At 60.8% G+C, this 18,316-nt stretch carries 14 protein-coding genes; 12 read left to right on the top strand and 2 right to left on the bottom strand.

Annotated elements, in window-relative coordinates; all coding sequences use genetic code 11:
- The first annotated feature begins 272 nt into the window (after positions 1-272).
- The 5 genes from F3J20_RS04245 to F3J20_RS04225 all read left to right on the top strand — a co-directional run bounded on the left by F3J20_RS04245 (position 273) and on the right by F3J20_RS04225 (position 6,155).
- On the top strand, positions 273-1,139 hold the full coding sequence (locus F3J20_RS04245) for a sulfotransferase family 2 domain-containing protein (RefSeq protein ID WP_167282129.1): 867 nt from the start codon (positions 273-275) through the stop codon (positions 1,137-1,139).
- Between the two features lie 294 nt (positions 1,140-1,433).
- A complete protein-coding gene (locus F3J20_RS04240) occupies positions 1,434-2,270 on the top strand; it encodes a glycosyltransferase family 2 protein (protein WP_167282128.1) in 837 nt (278 codons plus the stop codon).
- Positions 2,267-3,232, top strand: a complete 966-nt coding sequence (locus tag F3J20_RS04235) for an SDR family oxidoreductase (RefSeq protein ID WP_167282126.1) — start codon at positions 2,267-2,269, stop codon at positions 3,230-3,232. The genes F3J20_RS04240 and F3J20_RS04235 overlap by 4 nt, the downstream gene beginning before the upstream one ends.
- 20 nt (positions 3,233-3,252) lie before the next feature.
- Positions 3,253-4,266, top strand: coding sequence for a glycosyltransferase family 4 protein (locus F3J20_RS04230; protein WP_240162698.1), 1,014 nt, complete (start codon positions 3,253-3,255; stop codon positions 4,264-4,266).
- On the top strand, positions 4,266-6,155 hold the full coding sequence (locus tag F3J20_RS04225; RefSeq protein ID WP_167282122.1) for a nucleoside-diphosphate sugar epimerase/dehydratase: 1,890 nt from the start codon (positions 4,266-4,268) through the stop codon (positions 6,153-6,155). Before F3J20_RS04230 ends, F3J20_RS04225 begins: the two co-directional genes overlap by 1 nt.
- Before the next feature lie 138 nt (positions 6,156-6,293).
- On the opposite strand, the gene F3J20_RS04220 is transcribed toward F3J20_RS04225, so the two are convergent.
- Positions 6,294-7,397 (bottom strand): glycosyltransferase, encoded by a 1,104-nt coding sequence (locus F3J20_RS04220; protein WP_167282120.1) that lies wholly within the window; start codon positions 7,395-7,397, stop codon positions 6,294-6,296.
- A 344-nt stretch (positions 7,398-7,741) separates the two neighbouring features.
- On the opposite strand from F3J20_RS04220, the gene F3J20_RS04215 reads away from it, so the two are divergent.
- The 6 genes from F3J20_RS04215 (at position 7,742) to gmhB (ending at position 14,558) form a co-directional block, all read left to right on the top strand.
- A complete protein-coding gene (locus F3J20_RS04215; protein ID WP_167282118.1) occupies positions 7,742-9,322 on the top strand; it encodes a methyl-accepting chemotaxis protein in 1,581 nt (526 codons plus the stop codon).
- A 796-nt stretch (positions 9,323-10,118) separates the two neighbouring features.
- Positions 10,119-11,255: a DegT/DnrJ/EryC1/StrS family aminotransferase gene (locus tag F3J20_RS04210; RefSeq protein ID WP_205299212.1), complete on the top strand. Its 1,137-nt coding sequence runs from the start codon at positions 10,119-10,121 to the stop codon at positions 11,253-11,255.
- A 343-nt stretch (positions 11,256-11,598) separates the two neighbouring features.
- On the top strand, positions 11,599-12,633 hold the full coding sequence (locus F3J20_RS04205; RefSeq protein WP_167036936.1) for a dehydrogenase: 1,035 nt from the start codon (positions 11,599-11,601) through the stop codon (positions 12,631-12,633).
- Positions 12,630-13,217, top strand: coding sequence for an SIS domain-containing protein (locus F3J20_RS04200; RefSeq protein ID WP_167036385.1), 588 nt, complete (start codon positions 12,630-12,632; stop codon positions 13,215-13,217). Before F3J20_RS04205 ends, F3J20_RS04200 begins: the two co-directional genes overlap by 4 nt.
- Positions 13,214-13,951 (top strand): nucleotidyltransferase family protein, encoded by a 738-nt coding sequence (locus F3J20_RS04195; protein WP_167036388.1) that lies wholly within the window; start codon positions 13,214-13,216, stop codon positions 13,949-13,951. Before F3J20_RS04200 ends, F3J20_RS04195 begins: the two co-directional genes overlap by 4 nt.
- Positions 13,941-14,558, top strand: a complete 618-nt coding sequence (gene gmhB, locus F3J20_RS04190) for a D-glycero-beta-D-manno-heptose 1,7-bisphosphate 7-phosphatase (protein ID WP_167282116.1) — start codon at positions 13,941-13,943, stop codon at positions 14,556-14,558. The genes F3J20_RS04195 and gmhB overlap by 11 nt, the downstream gene beginning before the upstream one ends.
- Here gmhB and F3J20_RS04185 read toward each other — a convergent pair.
- Positions 14,536-15,840 (bottom strand): hypothetical protein, encoded by a 1,305-nt coding sequence (locus F3J20_RS04185; RefSeq protein ID WP_167282114.1) that lies wholly within the window; start codon positions 15,838-15,840, stop codon positions 14,536-14,538. The genes gmhB and F3J20_RS04185 overlap by 23 nt on opposite strands.
- 176 nt (positions 15,841-16,016) lie before the next feature.
- On the opposite strand from F3J20_RS04185, the gene F3J20_RS04180 reads away from it, so the two are divergent.
- A complete protein-coding gene (locus F3J20_RS04180; RefSeq protein WP_167282112.1) occupies positions 16,017-18,224 on the top strand; it encodes a polysaccharide biosynthesis tyrosine autokinase in 2,208 nt (735 codons plus the stop codon).
- Positions 18,225-18,316: the final 92 nt, after the last annotated feature.

The raw sequence follows: 18,316 nt of genomic DNA, 5'->3' as shown, positions 1-18,316 counted from the left end.
CCTGGTGTCTCGGTGAGGGTACTCTGGTGCAGACGATCTTTGGTATCGTGGGTAAATGCAATATGATATTTGAAGCACAAAGACCGTTTGACTAGAGTGTGTTAGGAACTTTCGAGCAGACTTAGTAATCTGTCTGGATGAGAAAACGCAAGCTATACCCAATGGACGTATCGGACAAGGAATGAAGCTTCGTCGTCGCATACCAGGCCTTGTCATGCTCAGACACGTCGAAAATTCTTAACACGCCCGAACAATTTTTAAAGATTAAGAAAATGCGGACTGTAATCGTTCACTATCATCTTTTTAAAAATGCTGGGACTACAGTAGACGGTATTCTGGATCGAAATTTCCCCGGCGATGTGCACGGCCATCTTGAAGGCGCCTACCCTTGGTCGACAGTGACAGCGAACGAGATTTTGGACTATGCGCTAGCTAATCCGACACTGCGCGTCATATCGAGTCATCAGGCCCGGTTGCCGCTGCCCCAGCACCCGTCGATCACATTCCTCCCCATCCTCTTCCTGCGCCATCCGATCGATCGCTTTGCGTCAGTCTATGAGTTCGAGCGCCGGCAACCAGCGGATAGCATCAGCCCCAGTGTAAAGGTTGCCCGAAATGGCGGGCTGGCCGCGTTTGCAAATTGGGTCGTAGAACGTCGAGCGACTGCCGTTTGCCGGAATTTCCAGGTGACTCACCTTGCTAGCGCCCAGAGCGACATGCGCGTGGCGCGAGCGACGCATAACGACTACCTCCGGGCACTGACTTATCTGCGTAGTCTCCCGCTTTTCGGCATTGTCGAGTCCTTTGACGAGTCAATGCAGGTACTGCAGGAGTTTCTCCGACCGCACGTCGGAGAACTCAACATCGATTTTTCGATCGAGAACTTTAGCCCAGGGCGCAAGGCAACCCTGAAAGACCGTCTGGAACACATCAAAAGCGAACTAGGGCCGTCGTTGTACCGGGAACTACTCGAGCACAACGCACTTGACCTGTTGCTCTATCGTGAGGCAACGCAAATCTTTGCTGCCAATCTTCTTACTCGACATCTGGACAACACTCCGCTGCCTTCGCGAAAAGGGTTGCGAGAGCGGATCATGAAAGCGTTTAGGCCAAACGCCAAGCCACCCGTAGTGACGTGACATTTGCATCAGGCGTTGCCAGGATAACTCAACAATTATGGACGCTTACTCTACCCGGCTTCAAATTTAGTCCGGGCGGACAAGCTGTCACCTTTCATTGGACCCAAATGGTGGGTGCAATTGCAGTTACGACTCCGGCGCGCTGCCGCACCTTTCTCGCGTCGAGCCCGTAGCGTAACGAGGAACAAGCCACGTTGTCGAAGCAGCTTTTTTACGCAAACTCACGACCTGCTTCGGGCTTTACAATAGCAAGATGTCGCACATGCGACACCCAGCAATATCAATACGAATCTTATGGATACAGTGCGTTCGGCAATCGCGGACTTGTCCGTTTCCTTGGTAGTTTACCAGCCGGAGCGGATGCAACTTGAACGTACTCTTGTGAGTCTGGGCGAAGCATGCGATGCGTTGCGCCGCTCCCGGCTCGGATTACCTGTCGAACTTTGTCTTGTCGATAACGGTGGTTTACCAGATTTATCGCCGACCTTCGAGGCGCTTCGTGTCAACGGCATTGCTATCAAGCTCGTCAGCGGACATGGAAATGTGGGCTACGGGCGGGGTCACAATATGGCGATTGAACAAGCGACGACCCGTTATCATCTGGTACTTAATCCGGACATCGATCTCGATCCAGCAGCGCTTGCGAACGCTCTTGATTTCTTGGACGCTTATCCGGAAATTGGTCTGCTGAGCCCGTGCATCGGTGATGAGGCGGGACGTTTGCAATACCTCTGCCGACGTTATCCTACGGTGCTTGATTTATTTGTGCGTGGTTTTTTGCCGTCCTCGCTGCACAAACCTTTCGCACGGCGCCTTGAGAGATATGAGATGCGTGATGTTATCAACGAGCACGACGTTGTTTGGGATCCGCCCATTGTCAGTGGCTGTTTCATGCTTTTCCGCACGAGTGTGCTGAAAAATCTGGCCGGTTTCGATGCTCGCTATTTCCTGTATTTCGAGGACTACGACCTGAGCTTGCGCACACACAACGCGGCACGCATTGCCTACAATCCGGCGGTGCGCGTACTGCATCATGGCGGTGGTGCTGCGCGCAAGGGGCATGCCCACATTCGCATGTTCGTGTCGTCGGCGTTCAAGTTCTTCAACCGCTTCGGTTGGAAATGGCTATGAGCCATGTAGTCGTAAGCGGGGCGAACGGCTTCGTGGGCCGGGTGCTATGCCGGGCGCTCCTTGACGCTGGCCATCGCGTTACAGGGCTTGTGCGGCGGGGAGGCGGCTGTGTAGAGGGCGTAACTGAATGGATCGACTCCAGCACGGACTATGCCGATGTGGCCAAGGCTTGGTTGGCCGGCCTGAACACCGACTGTGTTGTGCATCTGGCGGCGCGCGTGCACGTCATGAGCGACAGGTCTGCCAACCCTGACGCCGCATTTCGCGCGACCAATGTGGACGGCACGCTGCGCCTCGCGGCAGCGGCGCGACAGCACGGTGTGCAGCGTTTTGTTTTCGTGAGCAGCATTAAGGCCGTTGCCGAGCGCGACGGCGGACAACCGCTGCGTGAAAATGACCCGCCACGTCCCGAAGATGCTTACGGCCGTTCGAAGCGCGCTGCGGAAGACGCACTCGCCTTGTTTGGCAGTGACGCGGGGCTCGATGTGGTCGTAGCGCGGCCGCCGCTCGTATACGGACCACAAGTGCGCGCCAATTTTCTTCGACTGATGGATGCCGTCTGGCGTGGCATACCGCTGCCGCTCGGCGCCGTCGAGGCGCGCCGTAGTATGGTGTATGTCGGTAATCTGGTGGATGCGCTGGTGCACTGCGCGACTGATCCGCGCGCAGCGCACCAGTGCTTCCATGTTGCGGACAGTAGCACTCTGACCGTTGCCGAATTGGTGCGCTCGCTCGCTCGCCATCTGGGCCGGCCGTCGCGGTTGCTGCCCGTGCCGGCGCAATGGCTTGGCGCGGTGGGTCGCGTGACTGGCCGTTCGGAGCAGGTCGATCGTTTGATCGGTAGCCTGCAGGTCGACACGTCGCGCATACGTGAAGTGCTCGGCTGGCAGCCACCGTTTTCGACTGATGACGGGTTGTTGGCCACCGCCAACTGGTATCGTTCCACTCATCAAGTTCCCTGATGCAGATGCAAGATTCACTGATGGCTCCATGGACTTTTTTCGTGGTCGTTGGTGCGGCTGTCGGCGTGTGTGCGGCAATCCTGTATGCGCTGCTTAAGACGGGCCTCGCGTGGCGCCTCGCCACGGATATTCCGAACGATCGCTCTCTTCATGTGCGTCCAACGCCGCGTGTTGGGGGCTGGGGCATTGTGCCCGTCGCAGTAGTAGCGATGCTGCTGGTTGCCCCATCGCTGTGGTGTGTCGCGCTCGCGACGGCGTTTCTGGCTGCCATTTCGCAAGTCGATGATCGCCGGGGCCTGCCTGCGCGCGTTCGGTTTGCCGCGCATTTGCTTGCCGTGGTGGTGTTCGTCGTGCTCTTCCCGGCTGCGGCGCCGTGGTGGCTCCTCGCCGCGTTGGCTTTTCTGATGATCTGGCTGGTCAATCTCTACAATTTCATGGATGGTGCGGATGGCCTGGCAGGTGGTATGGCGCTGTTTGGGTTTGCTGGCTATGCCGCCGCAGCATCGATGGGCAAGCACCCAATGCCCGAACTCGCCCTTACGTCGCTTGCAGTCGCCGGGGCTGCACTTGGCTTCCTGTTCTTCAATTTTCATCCGGCCCGAATTTTCTTGGGTGATGCTGGATCGATTTCGCTGGGTTACCTCGCGGGTGTACTCGGCTATTGGGGCTGGCGCGGCGGCGCGTGGCCCGTGTGGTTCCCGGCACTCGTGTTCGCGCCGTTTATCGGCGACGCGTCGGTGACCCTTGCACGGCGTCTCTTGCGCGGTGAAAAGTTTTGGCAGGCTCACCGCGAGCATTACTATCAACGCATGGTGCGCTCGGGCGTCGGCCATGCCGGCACCGCTTGGGCGTGGTATCTCGTTATGATCGTCGGCATAGCAATTGCTCTGTTGGCGCTAGGCCGTCCTGAAGCTATGCAGTGGACTCTCGTTGTTGCTTGGGGCGTCGTCCTGATCTTCATCGGAAGTATCATTGATCTGCGCTGGCGTCGTTTCCAGGCAACTCTGTCCAGACAACCTGAGGTAGGACGCTGATGTTCAGAACCAAAGCCAGTTGGCTATCCTTCAGCGCGTTCCTTTTTGACCTGGCCGCCGTCGTAGGTGTCTGGCTGATTGCTTATGTGATCCGCTTCAACGGCGTCGTGCCCGTCGACTTTCGCGATGGAGCGTTGCGCGCGCTTATCTGGGTGCTACCGGTGTACGGCGTGATGTTCCGTCTATTTGGCTTGTATCGCGGCATGTGGGTGTTCGCGAGCTTGCCTGATCTGCTGCGCATATCGAAAGCCGTCGCGACTGGTGCCATGCTGTCGATGATTCTCGCCGTAATGGTGCAGCCCATCCCGATCATCCCGCGCTCGGTGCTGCTCGTTTCGCCGCTCCTGCTGTTCCTGGCGATGGGCGGCTCGCGTGCACTGTACCGTGCGGGGAAGGAGTTCTATCTGTATGGTGGACTGGTCGCGCAAGGTAAGCCTGTCCTGGTGATCGGCGCAGGCACCGCAGGAGCGCTGCTCGCACGCGAATTGTCGCGCTCGAGCGAATGGCGATTGATTGGGCTGCTTGACGACGATGTCGGAAAGCACGGCCGTGAAATCTATGGCTATAAAGTGCTGGGCCCGATTAGCAAACTGCCTGAGATTGCCGAAGCGACGAAGACTGAGTACGCGATCATTGCGATTCCGTCGGCTCCCGTCGAACAGCAGCGGCGTGCCGCGACGCTGTGCGTGCGTGCCAGTGTGCGTGCGATGGTGTTACCTGCGTTGACCGACGTCACCGAAGAGCAGGCTTCGCTCTCGCGTGTGCGCCATATCGACCTCGAAGACCTGTTGGGCCGTGAGCCCGTGAATATCGATACGCCACATGTCGAAGCGTTGCTGCATGCGCGCGTCGTCATGGTGACGGGCGCGGGCGGCTCGATTGGTTCGGAACTGTGTCGTCAGATCCTGCGCTTCGAGCCCGCGCAACTGATCGCGTTCGATATCTCCGAATACGCGATGTATCGGCTTTTGGAAGAACTGCAGGAGCGTTTTCCCGCGGCGTCGATTGTGCCTGTCATTGGCGACGCAAAAGATTCGCTGCTGCTCGATCACGTGATGTCGCGCTATACACCGCACATTGTCTATCACGCCGCCGCCTACAAGCACGTGCCGCTGATGGAGCAGCAGAACGCCTGGCAGGCCGTGCGCAATAACGTGCTCGGTACGTACCGGGTTGCGCGCGCGGCCATCCGTCAAAATGTAGTGCGCTTCGTGCTCATTTCCACTGACAAAGCGGTTAATCCAACCAACGTGATGGGTACAAGCAAGCGCCTTGCCGAAATGGCGTGCCAGGCGCTGCAGCAAACGAGTCAGCACACGCAATTCGAAATAGTGCGCTTCGGAAATGTGCTGGGTAGCGCAGGTAGCGTGATTCCGAAGTTTCAGCAACAGATCGCGAAGGGCGGTCCTGTGACTGTTACACATCCCGAAATCACGCGTTTCTTCATGACGATTCCTGAAGCGTCGCAACTCGTGCTGCAGGCATCGAGTATGGGGCAAGGTGGCGAGATCTTCATTCTCGACATGGGACAGCCAATGAAAATCGTTGATCTCGCGCGCGATCTGATCCGGCTCTACGGCTTCACCGAGGAGCAGATTCGTATCGAATTCACGGGTTTGCGTCCCGGTGAGAAATTGTATGAGGAACTGCTTGCCGACGAGGAAACAACAACGCGTACGCCGCACCCGAAGCTGCGTATCGCACAGGCGCGTGGCGTGCCGGATAATCTGCTTGACGAGTTACTACCCTGGCTCATGCAGCATCGTGTGCTCACCGATAACGAAGTGCGCCGCGATTTGCGCCGTTGGGTCGCCGAATATCAGCCGACACTTGCCGAGCCGCCATTACGCGGTGTGCCGCTGCCCGTCGGCCAGCAGATATCAATGTAAAGAAAAATGCCGAAGCGTTTTTTTGATGATGCCATTGCCGCTTTGCGGCCCTAGGTCATTCGAAAGAGGGAGGTTTCCTACTGCGTCAGACAGTTGCGCGAGGAATCACCACTCTCAATATTCCCATCGTGAGTCGACTCAAAAGCGCTGTTTCTTGCGGACCACCATCCACCTTGGCGACTTGAAACGCACGATGCTCACATAAAGCCACACATACGTCGCCGCGAACACCACGACGAAGCAGAACAGATGCAGCGTGTGCCGCCAGAACAGCGTCGCCGGCACGACCGCGATCAGGCACAGCAGCCACAGGTACGGCGAGGTCAGCGAGTTGCGCCGGGTCAGCTCGCGCGCGGTGCGCGCGCCGACGGCCCAGCGCATCAGGCGCTTGTAGACCAGCATGTGCAGATGCACGCCGTCGGGAATGCCCGGCGACATGCCGCGAATGAACTTCTTGCGGTAGATCGAGAAGCAGGTCTCGAAGATCGGGTACATGAAGAGCAGCACCGGATACCACGCGGATACGTCGCGATTGCGCATCACGAGCAGGATCGACAGTTCGGCGAGCATGAAGCCGATGAAGTAGGCACCGCCGTCGCCGAGAAAGATCAGCCCCGCCGGGAAGTTCCAGATGAAGAAGCCGAGCACCGCGCCCATCATCATGAACGAGGCCGACAGCACGACCGGATCGGACACCTGGAACGCGACGTAGGCGAGCGAGGCGAACATCATGAACGCGACCATCGAGGCGAGGCCGTTGAAGCCGTCGATGATGTTGATCGCGTTGGCGAGCGCGGCGACCGCGAGCACCGTGACCGCGAACGAGATCGCCGCGTACGAGAGCAGGAAGTCGAGCGGCGGCACGCTGATGCGCGTGACCGCGATGTCGAGCAGCAGGAACGCGAGCGCGGCGGCCGCCATCGTGCAGACGAGACGCGCGAGCGGCGAGACGCGCTTGGTCAGGTCCTCGACGAGGCCCGAGCCGAACGCGGGCATGCCGCAGGCGACCAGGCCGAGGATGCCGCCCGAGACGGCCGGATACGCGTGATGCAATTGCACGGCCGAGACGATCAGCCCGATCAGGATGCCGGTCCCGCCGATGCGCGGCACCGGGCGCGCATGGAATTTCTGCACGCCGGCGAGATCGCTATCGGTCGAGAATTTTTCATGCAGATGCGCATAGCGCACGATCAACAGCGTGATCAGCAGAGAAACGAGAAAGCCGAGCGCAAAACTGAGCATGAAAGTGGGCCTGAGCGAAGACGCGGAATTATACAAACGAAACCGCGGCCGACCCGCGTGCGACGCGGCCGCGAAGCTTTCAGCGGTGGCGCGAAAAAATCCCAGATAGTGAGGGGAAAGCGCCCGAAAACGGGCCGCTGAGGCCCGTCAGTGCTCGCTTCTCATGGATTCCCCTAATGCGCCGCACGCGCCGCGCGACCGTAAACCTTGGATGCGGTGAAGTGTAAGTCGCGCGCAACAACCGGTGGCCGGCTGGCGTTCGACGCTCCTCGACCGGTCGTGCGGCGGCGCGTGCGCTGGCCAACCTGGCTCGCCGCGATGAAGCAAGACGTTCCGGAGATTCCATGCTAAACAACATCACCATTCGTGGCGGCCTGACGCTCGTCATTAGCGTATTCGTCGCTTTTCTGCTGACGGTGATCGCCGTCGGCTACGGCGCGCTCAAGCTCGCCAACAACAGCCTCGACGACACCCAGCGCAGCGAGATCGCGCTCTCGCATCTGAAGGCGAGCTCGGAAAAGCTTCTGCAGGTACAGCTCGCATTGGGCACCTATCAGACGCTCTTTAGCGTCGGCAAGCAGACCGACGATCTGCTGCCCGCCGCGCACACGCTGCTGGTCGAGTCGAACAACGACTTCCGCAACTACATGGCGGGACCGTTCGCGAGCGACGCCGAGCGCAAGCTCGCGCAAAGCGTCGGCGAGACGCGCGCCGCGCTCGTCGACAAGGCGATCGAACCCGAGTTCAAGGCGCTCACCGACTTCGACTTCAACACGTTCCGCAACATTCAGGGCGATACCGCGAACAGCTACTACACGACCTACTCGAAGGCGATCGACGCGCTCGAAAACGCGCAGGTCGGCAATCAGCATCGGCAGGCCGCGACCGGCACGCAGCGTTTCCGGCTGGCGACGGCGCTGTTCGTCGCGATCGGCGCGCTCGCGCTGGTGATCGCCGTGGGCGCGCGCATCGCGCTGTCGGCGGCGCTGATCAAGCCGGTCAACGTGACGGTCAAGCACTTCGAGCGTATCGCGGCCGGCGATCTGAGCAGCACGATCAAGGTGCGTTCGCGCAACGAGATGGGCCAGTTGCTCGGCGCGTTGACGCGGATGCGCGACGGCCTCGTCGACACCGTCGCGAAGGTGCGCGGCAGCACGAGCGCGATCACCCAGGGCGCGAACGAGATCGCCTCAGGCAACGCGGACCTGTCCGCGCGCACCGAGCAGCAGGCGGCCGCATTGCAGCAGACCGCGGCGAGCATGGAGCAGCTTTCGGCAACCGTGAAGCAGAACGCCGACAACGCGAGGCAGGCGAACCGTCTCGCGCACGGCGCGCTCGATACGGTGACGCGCGGCGGCAAGGTGGTGTCGCGCGTGACGGAGACGATGGACGGCATCAGCGCATCGTCGCGCAAGGTCACGGAGATCATCGGCATGATCGAGGGCATCGCGTTCCAGACCAACATCCTCGCGCTGAACGCGGCCGTGGAAGCCGCGCGCGCGGGCGAGCAGGGGCGCGGTTTCGCGGTGGTGGCCTCCGAGGTGCGCAGTCTCGCGCAGCGCTCGGGCGCTGCGGCCAAGGAGATCAAGGATCTGATCGGCGAATCGGCGGCCAAGGTCGGCGAGGGCGCGACGCTGGTATCGGATGCGCAGAAGACGATTCATGAGGCGATGAGCGCGGTCGAGCGCGTGACCGGCGTGATGAACGAGATCGAAGCGTCGGCGCTCGAACAGAGCGATGGCATCGAGCAGGTCAACAAGGCGGTCTCGCAGATCGACGAAGTCACGCAGCACAACGCGGCGCTCGTCGAGCAGGCGGCGGCCGCGGCGAAGTCGCTGGAAGAGCAGGCGATCATCCTGAAGGACGCGATCGCGGTGTTCCGCCTCGAGGCAGACGAAGCGACGAGCCATGACGCGATGGTCTAGCCGGCCCTGGCTCTGAGCGCGGGGCGGCAAAGCGGTCAAATATCCGACGATTCCACGGGACTGTTCTCGCCGGGTTCAGGCAGACCCGAGCGTGGGTTCAAGCGAGTTCAAGCGCGGGCTCCGCGAGACAGTCGCTGCTTTGCCGCACCATTTTTCTTTATTGCCGGGACCGGATGTTCGCAGTGTATAGCGCACCTATCGCGCACCTATAGCGCGGCCACGGTCCCGTTTGCATTAATTGCCTGAGCGGCATTAAGCCAATCGGCTTCCCGCCCGCCACTGTCGGCTTTTCCCGAATGCATGCCGATTATGTTCGGTAATGCCGCATCGATTTCTTCTCCATAGCCGCATCGAAATACATGCCGATTTAATTCGCGGCGGTAATTCATATTGTGTTGTACAGCGCACGGATCGCGCGGAGATCGAACCTTAATCTAGCTGCTAACGGAAGCGCGGGCGCGAGCGGTCGGGAGCGACCCGACGCATGCATCAGGCTTGTCGTCATTCGACCCGGATTTCACGGGGACCGGGTGAAACGCAGAACCCATCTCTTCTGCCTGAGGCTGACCGATCGGTGCGGGCGCATGCCAGATTCGAGCATGCATTCGCGACCCATCTTCCAGCCGCCGCAGTGGAGATAACGACAATAACGTCAGTCCGTCAAGACGAACACGATGCTCGAAGTCCGGACAGACGGGGCGGCGGGCGTTGAGAGAGCGGTCATGATAGCGGGCTTCTGGCTGCTCGGGCATGTCTTCCTATCGTTGGTTTCAGCCGTTGATAATAGGAAACAACTATGAACATCCGATATCCCGTCTACGCTCCGTACCTCAATGGTCGGGAGAAGGCGCTGGTGATGGACTGTCTCGACTCGACGTGGATTTCGTCGAAGGGCAAATACGTCGGGCAGTTCGAGGAGACATTTGGCGCGTGGCTCGGTGCGCGGCACGCGATTACCGTCAGCAATGGCACCGTCGCGCTGCATGTTGCGCTGGCCGCCCTGGGTATCGGTCCGGGCGACGAGGTCCTGGTTCCGACCTTGACCTACATCGCGTCGGCGAATGCGGTGAAGTACACCGGTGCGGACGTGGTGTTCGTCGACAGCGAGCGCGCGTACTGGCAGATCGACATCGAAGATGCCGAGCGCAAGATCACCAGCCGCACCAGGGCGATCATGGTGGTGCATCTCTATGGCCAGGCGACCGACATGGATGCGGTCATGGCGCTCGCGAAAAAGCACTCGCTGTATGTGATCGAAGATTGCGCCGAAGCCATCGGCACGCGGTTCGACGGCAGGCACGTGGGCACCATCGGCGACATCGGCAGCTTCAGCTTTTTCGGCAACAAGACGATTACGACCGGCGAAGGCGGCATGGTGGTGACCAATAACGCCGAACTCGACCGGAAGATCCGCCATCTGCGCGGCCAGGGCGTGAGCAGCGAGCGCGAGTACTGGCACGACGCGATCGGCTTCAACTATCGGATGACGAATCTGGCTGCGGCGATCGGCTGCGCACAGATGGAATCCATCGACGACCTGATCGCGAAGAAGCGGCAAATCGCCGAATGGTATCGGCAGGGTCTCGCCGGATTGCCGTTGCAGGTGCATGGCGTCCATCCGCGTACGCTGCACAGCTACTGGATGGTCTCCATCCTCCTCGACGACGCCGGCGACCGCGACCCGTTGCGCGATGCGCTCCGGGCCGACGGTATCGAAACCCGTCCGGTTTTTTATCCGGTCCATCAAATGCCGATGTATGCGGCGCCGGGCCAGCATTTCCCGATTGCCGACGAGATCGGGAGCCGCGGCATCAACTTGCCGAGCTATCCGGCGCTGATGCGCGACGACATCACGTTCATCTGCGAGCGCGTGCGTGACTTCCTCGTCAGGCAGGACTCGAAATTGGAGATTTCGATGGAAACAAAAGTCTGAAAACCCGCTCGCGGGCGACGGTTCCGGTTGCGGCTCGGGTTATGACATTCACGTATCGAGGCAGCCAGGCCGCACGCCCGCGCGGATTCCGTATCGATCAGGCCATCGAAGTGGCGGTGCCACGAGTTCGATGTCATTCGTTTTACTAATGCATTTGATTGCGGTCTGGTTTCGAAGAAGTGGCTTCAAATCAGTATTGGACAGACAGATAAGCGGGTTGCGAGGCGGCGCATGCGAATCGATTGCCAAGCATTCCTTATCTATCGGCCGATTGCTGACTGAATGGCGCTGTCTTTTTGTAACTGGTTCACATGGCCGCTCTATTGCCGAGAAAGGACAAATCATGGCGCACTTTATCGCCCGCTCCCGTGCACCCCTGCGGCTTGGACTGGCGGGAGGCGGAACCGACGTCTCCCCTTACTCCGACCGGTTCGGCGGACTGACGCTCAACGTGACCATCGACCGGTTTGCCTACGCGTCGATCGTGCCGCGCGACGACGCGCGCATCGAGCTGACCGCCGCGGATACGCAGGTGCGCTGGATCGGAGAAATCTCTCCCGAACTGCCGCCCATCAAGGGCCTCGGTTTGCATGTCGGCGTGTACAACCGGATCGTCAAGCAATTCAATGGCGGGCATCCGCTGGCCGTATCGATCACTACGCATTCCGAAGCGCCCCCGGGGTCCGGCTTGGGTTCGTCGTCGACCGTGGTGGTGGCGCTCGTGGAAGCGTTCTGCGAGCTGCTTTCGCTGCCGCTCGGCGAATACGACGTCGCGAAACTCGCTCACGACATCGAGCGGGTCGATCTGGCGCTCGCGGGCGGCAAGCAGGACCAGTATGCGGCGACCTTCGGCGGCCTGAACTTCATGGAGTTTTACGGCGACAAGGTCATCGTGAATCCGCTGCGCATCAAGCAGGATACGAAGGCCGAACTGGAAGCGTCGCTCGTGCTGTTTTACACCGGCGTATCGCGCGAATCGGCCAATATCATCAAGGAGCAGAGCAACAACGTCACCGAAAATCTGACCGATCCGCTGGCCGCGCTTCACGAAGTCAAGGCGGAAGCGACACGGATGAAGGAGGCGGTGTTGCGCGCCGACTTCGCCGGCATCGCCGCCTCGATGAGCGACTCGTGGGAGGCGAAAAAGCGCATGGCCAAAGGCATTTCCAATCCGTCGATCGACGAGTTGTGGCGGGTCGCCACCAACGCGGGCGCCAAAGCCGGCAAGGTCTCGGGCGCGGGCGGCGGCGGCTTCATGATGTTCATCGTCGACCCGATCGACCGTCCGGCCGTGACGCGTGCGCTGGCCAGCCGCGAGGGTCAGGTCATGTCCTGCACGTTCACCGAAAGCGGTGCCCAATCCTGGAGAGTATCGTGAGCATTTCCGTCACCAACGAGATCGAAAAGACCGTCGCGGTTCTGAGCGCGCTTGCCAACAGTCCGCAGGTGATCGGGAACGTCGAAGCGCTCGCGCAGCAGGTCACGAAAGCGCTGCGCGCCGGCAACAAGGTCTTGCTCGCCGGCAACGGCGGCAGCGCGGCCGACGCGCAGCATATTGCCGGCGAATTCGTCAGCCGATTCAATTTCGACCGGCCGGGATTGGCGGCGTTCGCGCTGACCGTCGATACTTCCGTGATGACGGCGATCGGCAACGACTACGGCTACGAGAAGCTGTTTGCGCGGCAGATCGAAGCGGTGGCCCGCCCCGGCGACATCTTCTGGGCGTACTCGACCTCCGGCCGCTCGCCGAACATTCTGCATGCGCTCGATGTCGCGAAGGAGCGCGGCATGTTCCGCGTCGGCTTCACGGGCAGCCATCCCGAGGGCGCGGCCATGATGCGCGCCCGCACCGAGCTGTGCATCGAGATTCCGTCGACGTCCACGCCGAAGATCCAGGAAGGCCATCTGGTGTGCGGCCATATCGTGTGCGGCATCGTCGAAGAGAACATCTTCGCGTCATGAGCACGATGCTGCCGTGCATGATCCTGGCGGGCGGCTTGGGTACGCGATTGCGGCCGGTGCTCGGCGAAGGCCTGCCTAAAGCGATGGCCAGCGTGGACGGCCAGCCGTTTCTCGCGTGGCTGCTGCGCTGGCTCGAGCAGCAGCGGGTGACCGACGTCGTGCTGTCGCTCGGTTATGGATGCGGCGAGATCACCGGCTGGCTCGCGCGGCAGTCGCTGGGATTGTCCGTGACGGTCATCGAAGAGGACAAGCCGCTCGGCACGGGCGGCGCGATCATGCATGCGCTGCGCCGCTGCGGCGCACCCCGGATGATCGTGCTGAACGGCGACACGATCACGGACCTGGACCTGTCCGGCTTCGCGGAATTTTTCAACGCGGCGGGTGCCGATCTCGCCATTGCCGCGACCCGCGTGTCCGATGCGTCGCGATATGGCGCGCTCGAATTCGACGCCGGCTCGAAGCGCCTGATCGCATTCGAAGAAAAGCGGCCTGTGCAGGCGCCGGGGTTCATCAATGCCGGCGTGTACGCGGTCGATGCCGCGCGCCTGCTCGGTTTCGAGCTGCCCGAACGGTTTTCATTCGAAGACGATTTCCTGCGCCGCCAGATCGACGCGCTCGACATCCGGGTCTTTCCCGAGATCACCGAGTTCATCGATATCGGCATTCCGTCGGACTATGCGCGAGCCCAGCGCGTGGTGCCGCTGATGTGCGAACAATCCGCCCATGACTCGTAAAGCGCTGTTTCTCGATCGGGACGGCGTCGTCAATATCGACGTCGGCTATCTGCACAAGGCGGACGAATGCGTGTTCCTCGCAGACATCTTCGAACTCGTGAGGATGGCGAATCACGCGGGCTATGTCGTGGTGCTCGTGACGAATCAGGCGGGCATCGGGCGCGGCTATTACTCAGTCGATCAGTTTCAGGCGTTCACCGACTGGATGCTCGGCGAATTCCAGAGCAGAGGAGCGCGCATCGACCGGGTCTATTACTGCCCGCACCATCCGGAGTTCGGCATCGGCGAGTACCGGCAGGCCTGCGCGTGCCGCAAGCCGCAACCCGGCATGTTCGACCAGGCGCGCGCGGACTTCGATCTGGACATGGCCGGATCGCTGATGATCGGCGATAAACCGTCGGATTTGCAGGCCGCGTCGCGCGCCGGCGTCGCGCATCGTTTCCTGCTGGCGCCGGCGGGCGAGTACGAGCACGAACTGACCGCCTCGCTTTGCTCACGCATCGACAGCTTGTCCGAACTGTTCGACCGGTTCGGGCAGAAGCGCTCAAGCGAGCCGCGGCGTCGGCCGGACGTCATTGCGGACGTCACTCCGCCCGCCCGGGCGTGATCGGCGCGGAGACGACATTCTTGAAGAAAGGCTTGCCGACCGCTTTCAGATAGAGCGTGCCGGAAGTGCCCGCGGGCAGCGCGATCGTGGACGTTGCCGCTGCGTACCGGCTGATCAGACGAAAGTCGCCGTCCGCCAGCGCCTGATAAAGCTCGAGATGATCGACGGTCGCGGCATGGGTCAGTTCGACGGCGAGCGTAGTGCCGGAAAGATGTGTCTGCAGCGTGACGCAGTTGTCGATCCCAGGCTCCAGCGCCGTGCCTTCCTCGTAGTCGTTCCAGGTGATCAGCTGAAGAAACGGCAACTGGTTCGTCGCGCTGTACTCCTCGTTGACGAGAGCGAAGGTTTCGAGCCAGGTATCGCCACAGGCTTGCGGCATGTAATGCTTTTCGTTGGGCTTCGCCCATGCGGCCAGCAGATCGTCGAAGCCCTTGAAAACGCCGCCGGTTGCGATCTTCGCGGGCTCCGTGCGCGCATATCGATAGAACTCCTTCAGTTGCGATAGATCCGCGCTGCCGGTTTTCCGCGACGCGAGGCCAGGGGCGACCCACACGAAGGCGCCCGCGCTGTCGTCCCGGTCGAAACCCTGCTTGTGGATGTGAACCCAGGCTATCTCGGGATGCGCGGCCTGAATGCGCGACCAGTCGACTTTGCCGGCCCAGTCGAGGCCGAATTCGTAGACCACCGGATGGCCGTCATACCTTAGATATTGTCGGGAGGAAAAGTAGGCGCGGGACAAATAATCAAGCTGGGAAAGGACGGTTTGAGTTACGTCGCAGCCCTTGCAATGATTGAAGTTGTAAGTCCCGGCGTCGACCATGATCGAGAACGACATGTCGGGGAATTTTTCCAGTTCCGGCATCGACTTGCGCCACGCGACGTCGATCGGTTCGGGCTGGCCGTTTGCATCGTGCTGACCGTACCAGTCGACGATCACGCCATCGACGCCGCGCGCGTGCATGTCCTTGAAGGTGCGCAACGCCTGCGCCGGATCGTCCGAGCGATAGCCGACCGCGACACCGCGCGATTCGGGGTTGAACCACCACGGCAAATAGTGCGCAAGCACCTTGGTCGTGTGCCCCGGATAAAGCAGCGTATGAATATTGACGTCGGAAACCGAGGTCGAGCCGCCGAGATTGCCGTTGCGCGTCGCCTCGAAAGTACGGCTCGCCGACGTATTAGGCGGGGCCAGATTCGGCGGCGGCTCTTCGCAATGTGCTGTGAGGGCTACCGCACTGAAACAGAGGGTTAACGCGGGCAGTATCCGTTTAACTGTTCTCATAACCGATCGCGTGGACACGAAGTCTGTATTGATGAGTTATCCGCTGACGTTGGCATTCTAGTCCAGTAGGACCTCTTACTGTCAGTTCTATCTTCCGGACGCATCGGCACGCAAGCCCTGGTGTCCCGGGCACCACCAGGCGCCAGAACAGCGTCTTCAATCTTTGGAGTTTGCATATGCGTAACGATGTCGGTCGCGAACAAAGCCCCGCTATTGTTCAGGATGTGTCGGCACTCCCGGTGTTCGATCTGCTCGAAAACGTCCTGAATTATCGCCGTCTATTTTTCAGCGTCCTGTTATCGGGTTTGCTGCTGGGATGCCTCTACGTGCTGATTGCCACGCCGATGTACTCGGCCAACGCATTTATCCAGATCGAAGACAAAAAGAGCAGTGCGCTCGGTTCGTTGTCCACGGTGACGCGCGCGCTCGATGTCAATGGCTCTCCGATTCTCGGCGAGATCGACGTCGCGCGTTCGCGCACGGTCGTCGCCGAGGCGGTCGATGCGGCGGCCGCGCAGACGAGCGTCACGGTCAAGAACACCTTCCCGGTATTGGGCCGCTGGCTTGCCACGGTTCTGCCGCGGAATCCGGATGGACTCGCCGGCGCGCCGCTCGGCCTCACGCACTGGGCATGGGGCGGCGAGAACCTGACGGTCGGCTCGTTCGATGTGCCCGCGGCCCAGATGGGCAAGCGGCACGTGCTGGTGTACGAGGCCGACGGCAAATGGACGCTGCAGGATCGTAACGGCAACGAAGTGCTGAGCGGGAAGGTTGGCGAACTCGCCGTCTCGGGCGACTACCGGCTGCTGCTGAAAGCCGTGGTGGCGCGCCCGGGCACCGAGTTTGTCATCGTCAGGCACGCGACGCAGGCGACCGTCGACCAGATTATCAAGAAGCTCAACGTGGCCGAAACCAAGCGGGACTCGGGCGTCTTCGAACTGGAATACAACGAAAGCAATCCGTTCTATGCCGCACGCCTCGTCAATGCGATTGCCGACGCGTATCTGACGAACAACGTCACGCGCCGCGCGCAGGAGTCGGAACGCAGTCTCAGCTTCCTGAATTCGCAGATCCCGACTGTGCGCGCGCGGCTGCAAAAAGCGGAAGAAGCGCTCAACACGTTTCGTCTGCGTGAAGGCAGCATCGATGTGAACGGCGAAATCAAGGTTTTGCTCGACCAGTCCGCCGCGATCGAGAAAGCCCGGCTGGAAACCAACCTGACTTACCAGGACATGCGCTCCAAGTTTCAGCTCGGTCAGCCGCCGCTGGATGCCGTGCTGGGAAAACTCAAGCAGCTCGACGTCGCATCGCATCAGCTGTCTGAGCGCATCGCGCAACTGCCCGGCTTGCAGCAGGAATACCTGCGGCTCTCGCGCGATGTCGATGTCGAGAACCAGCTGTATGTGGGCCTGATGAACAACGCACAGCAGTTGCAGATCGCGACTGCGAGCAATGGCGGCAACGCGTCGATCGTGGATTACGCGGAAGTGGCGGAAAAGCCGAGCCGTCCGAATGCGATGCTCGCCATCGTGCTGGGTGGCGTGGCGGGTGCGCTGTTCGGCTTTATCGCCACGCAGCTCAAGGCACTCGGTGCGGGCCGGATTCGCGACCCGAAGCGGCTGGAGGCGGTCGTCGGTATCGATACGCTCGGCATCCTGCCGATCTCGCCGGCCCAGCAAATTGCGGCGGGCAAGCCGGAACATACCTTCCTGATCAGCGCGGAGGAAACGGAAACGCCGATCATCGAAGCGATGGAAAGCCTTGCGCTAGCCGTGCAATGCTCGCTGGCCGAGAAGGGCGACGGCAAGGTCGTGCTGATTACCTCGGCGGTGCCCAACCAGGGCAAGTCGTTGATCTCGGCCAACCTCGCGTATCTGCTGGCCGAAAAGGGACTCAAGACCCTGCTGCTGGATGCCGATATGCGCAAGTCCAAGGTTCATCGCTATCTTTCCGGCGATACCAGCGACGGCTTGTCCGGCGTTCTCGAGGGCGCGTTCGAGCCGGCCGATGTGATCTCTCGCCCGACCGACAATTTCCACGCGCTGCCGGCCGGCAAGAAAACGAGCAAGGCGGCCAAGCTGCTGAGCGCCGACAACTTCGGACCGGTGATCGCGTCGCTGCGGGAAGAATACGACGTCGTGATCGTCGATTCGCCGCCGGTGCTGCCGGTACTCGATGCGGCCGCGCTGTCGAGATTCGCGGACATGACGCTGTTCGTCGCGCGCCACGGAGAAGTGAGTTACGCCGAGGTCGCCGAATCGATGTCGCGGCTCGGGAAGGTCGGCACGACGGTCGATGGCCTCGTATTCAATGGCTTCGTCCCCTCGCCGCTGCGTTACGGGTATTACTCGAATGCTTACCGGTACATGTCTGAGCAGAGCTGAATAGTTTCCACTGGCCGTGCCTGATCGCGAGGACCGCGCGTTCAGGCTGCGGACGGCCAGCACACATCTGCGGAATCAAACAACGGACAGGC

Origin of the sequence: Paraburkholderia sp. Cy-641 (assembly GCF_011752945.1) — a bacterium.
Taxonomy (GTDB): Bacteria; Pseudomonadota; Gammaproteobacteria; order Burkholderiales; family Burkholderiaceae; genus Paraburkholderia.
Note: the sequence above shows the minus strand (reverse complement) of the source record. Positions and strands in the feature narration are given on the sequence as shown.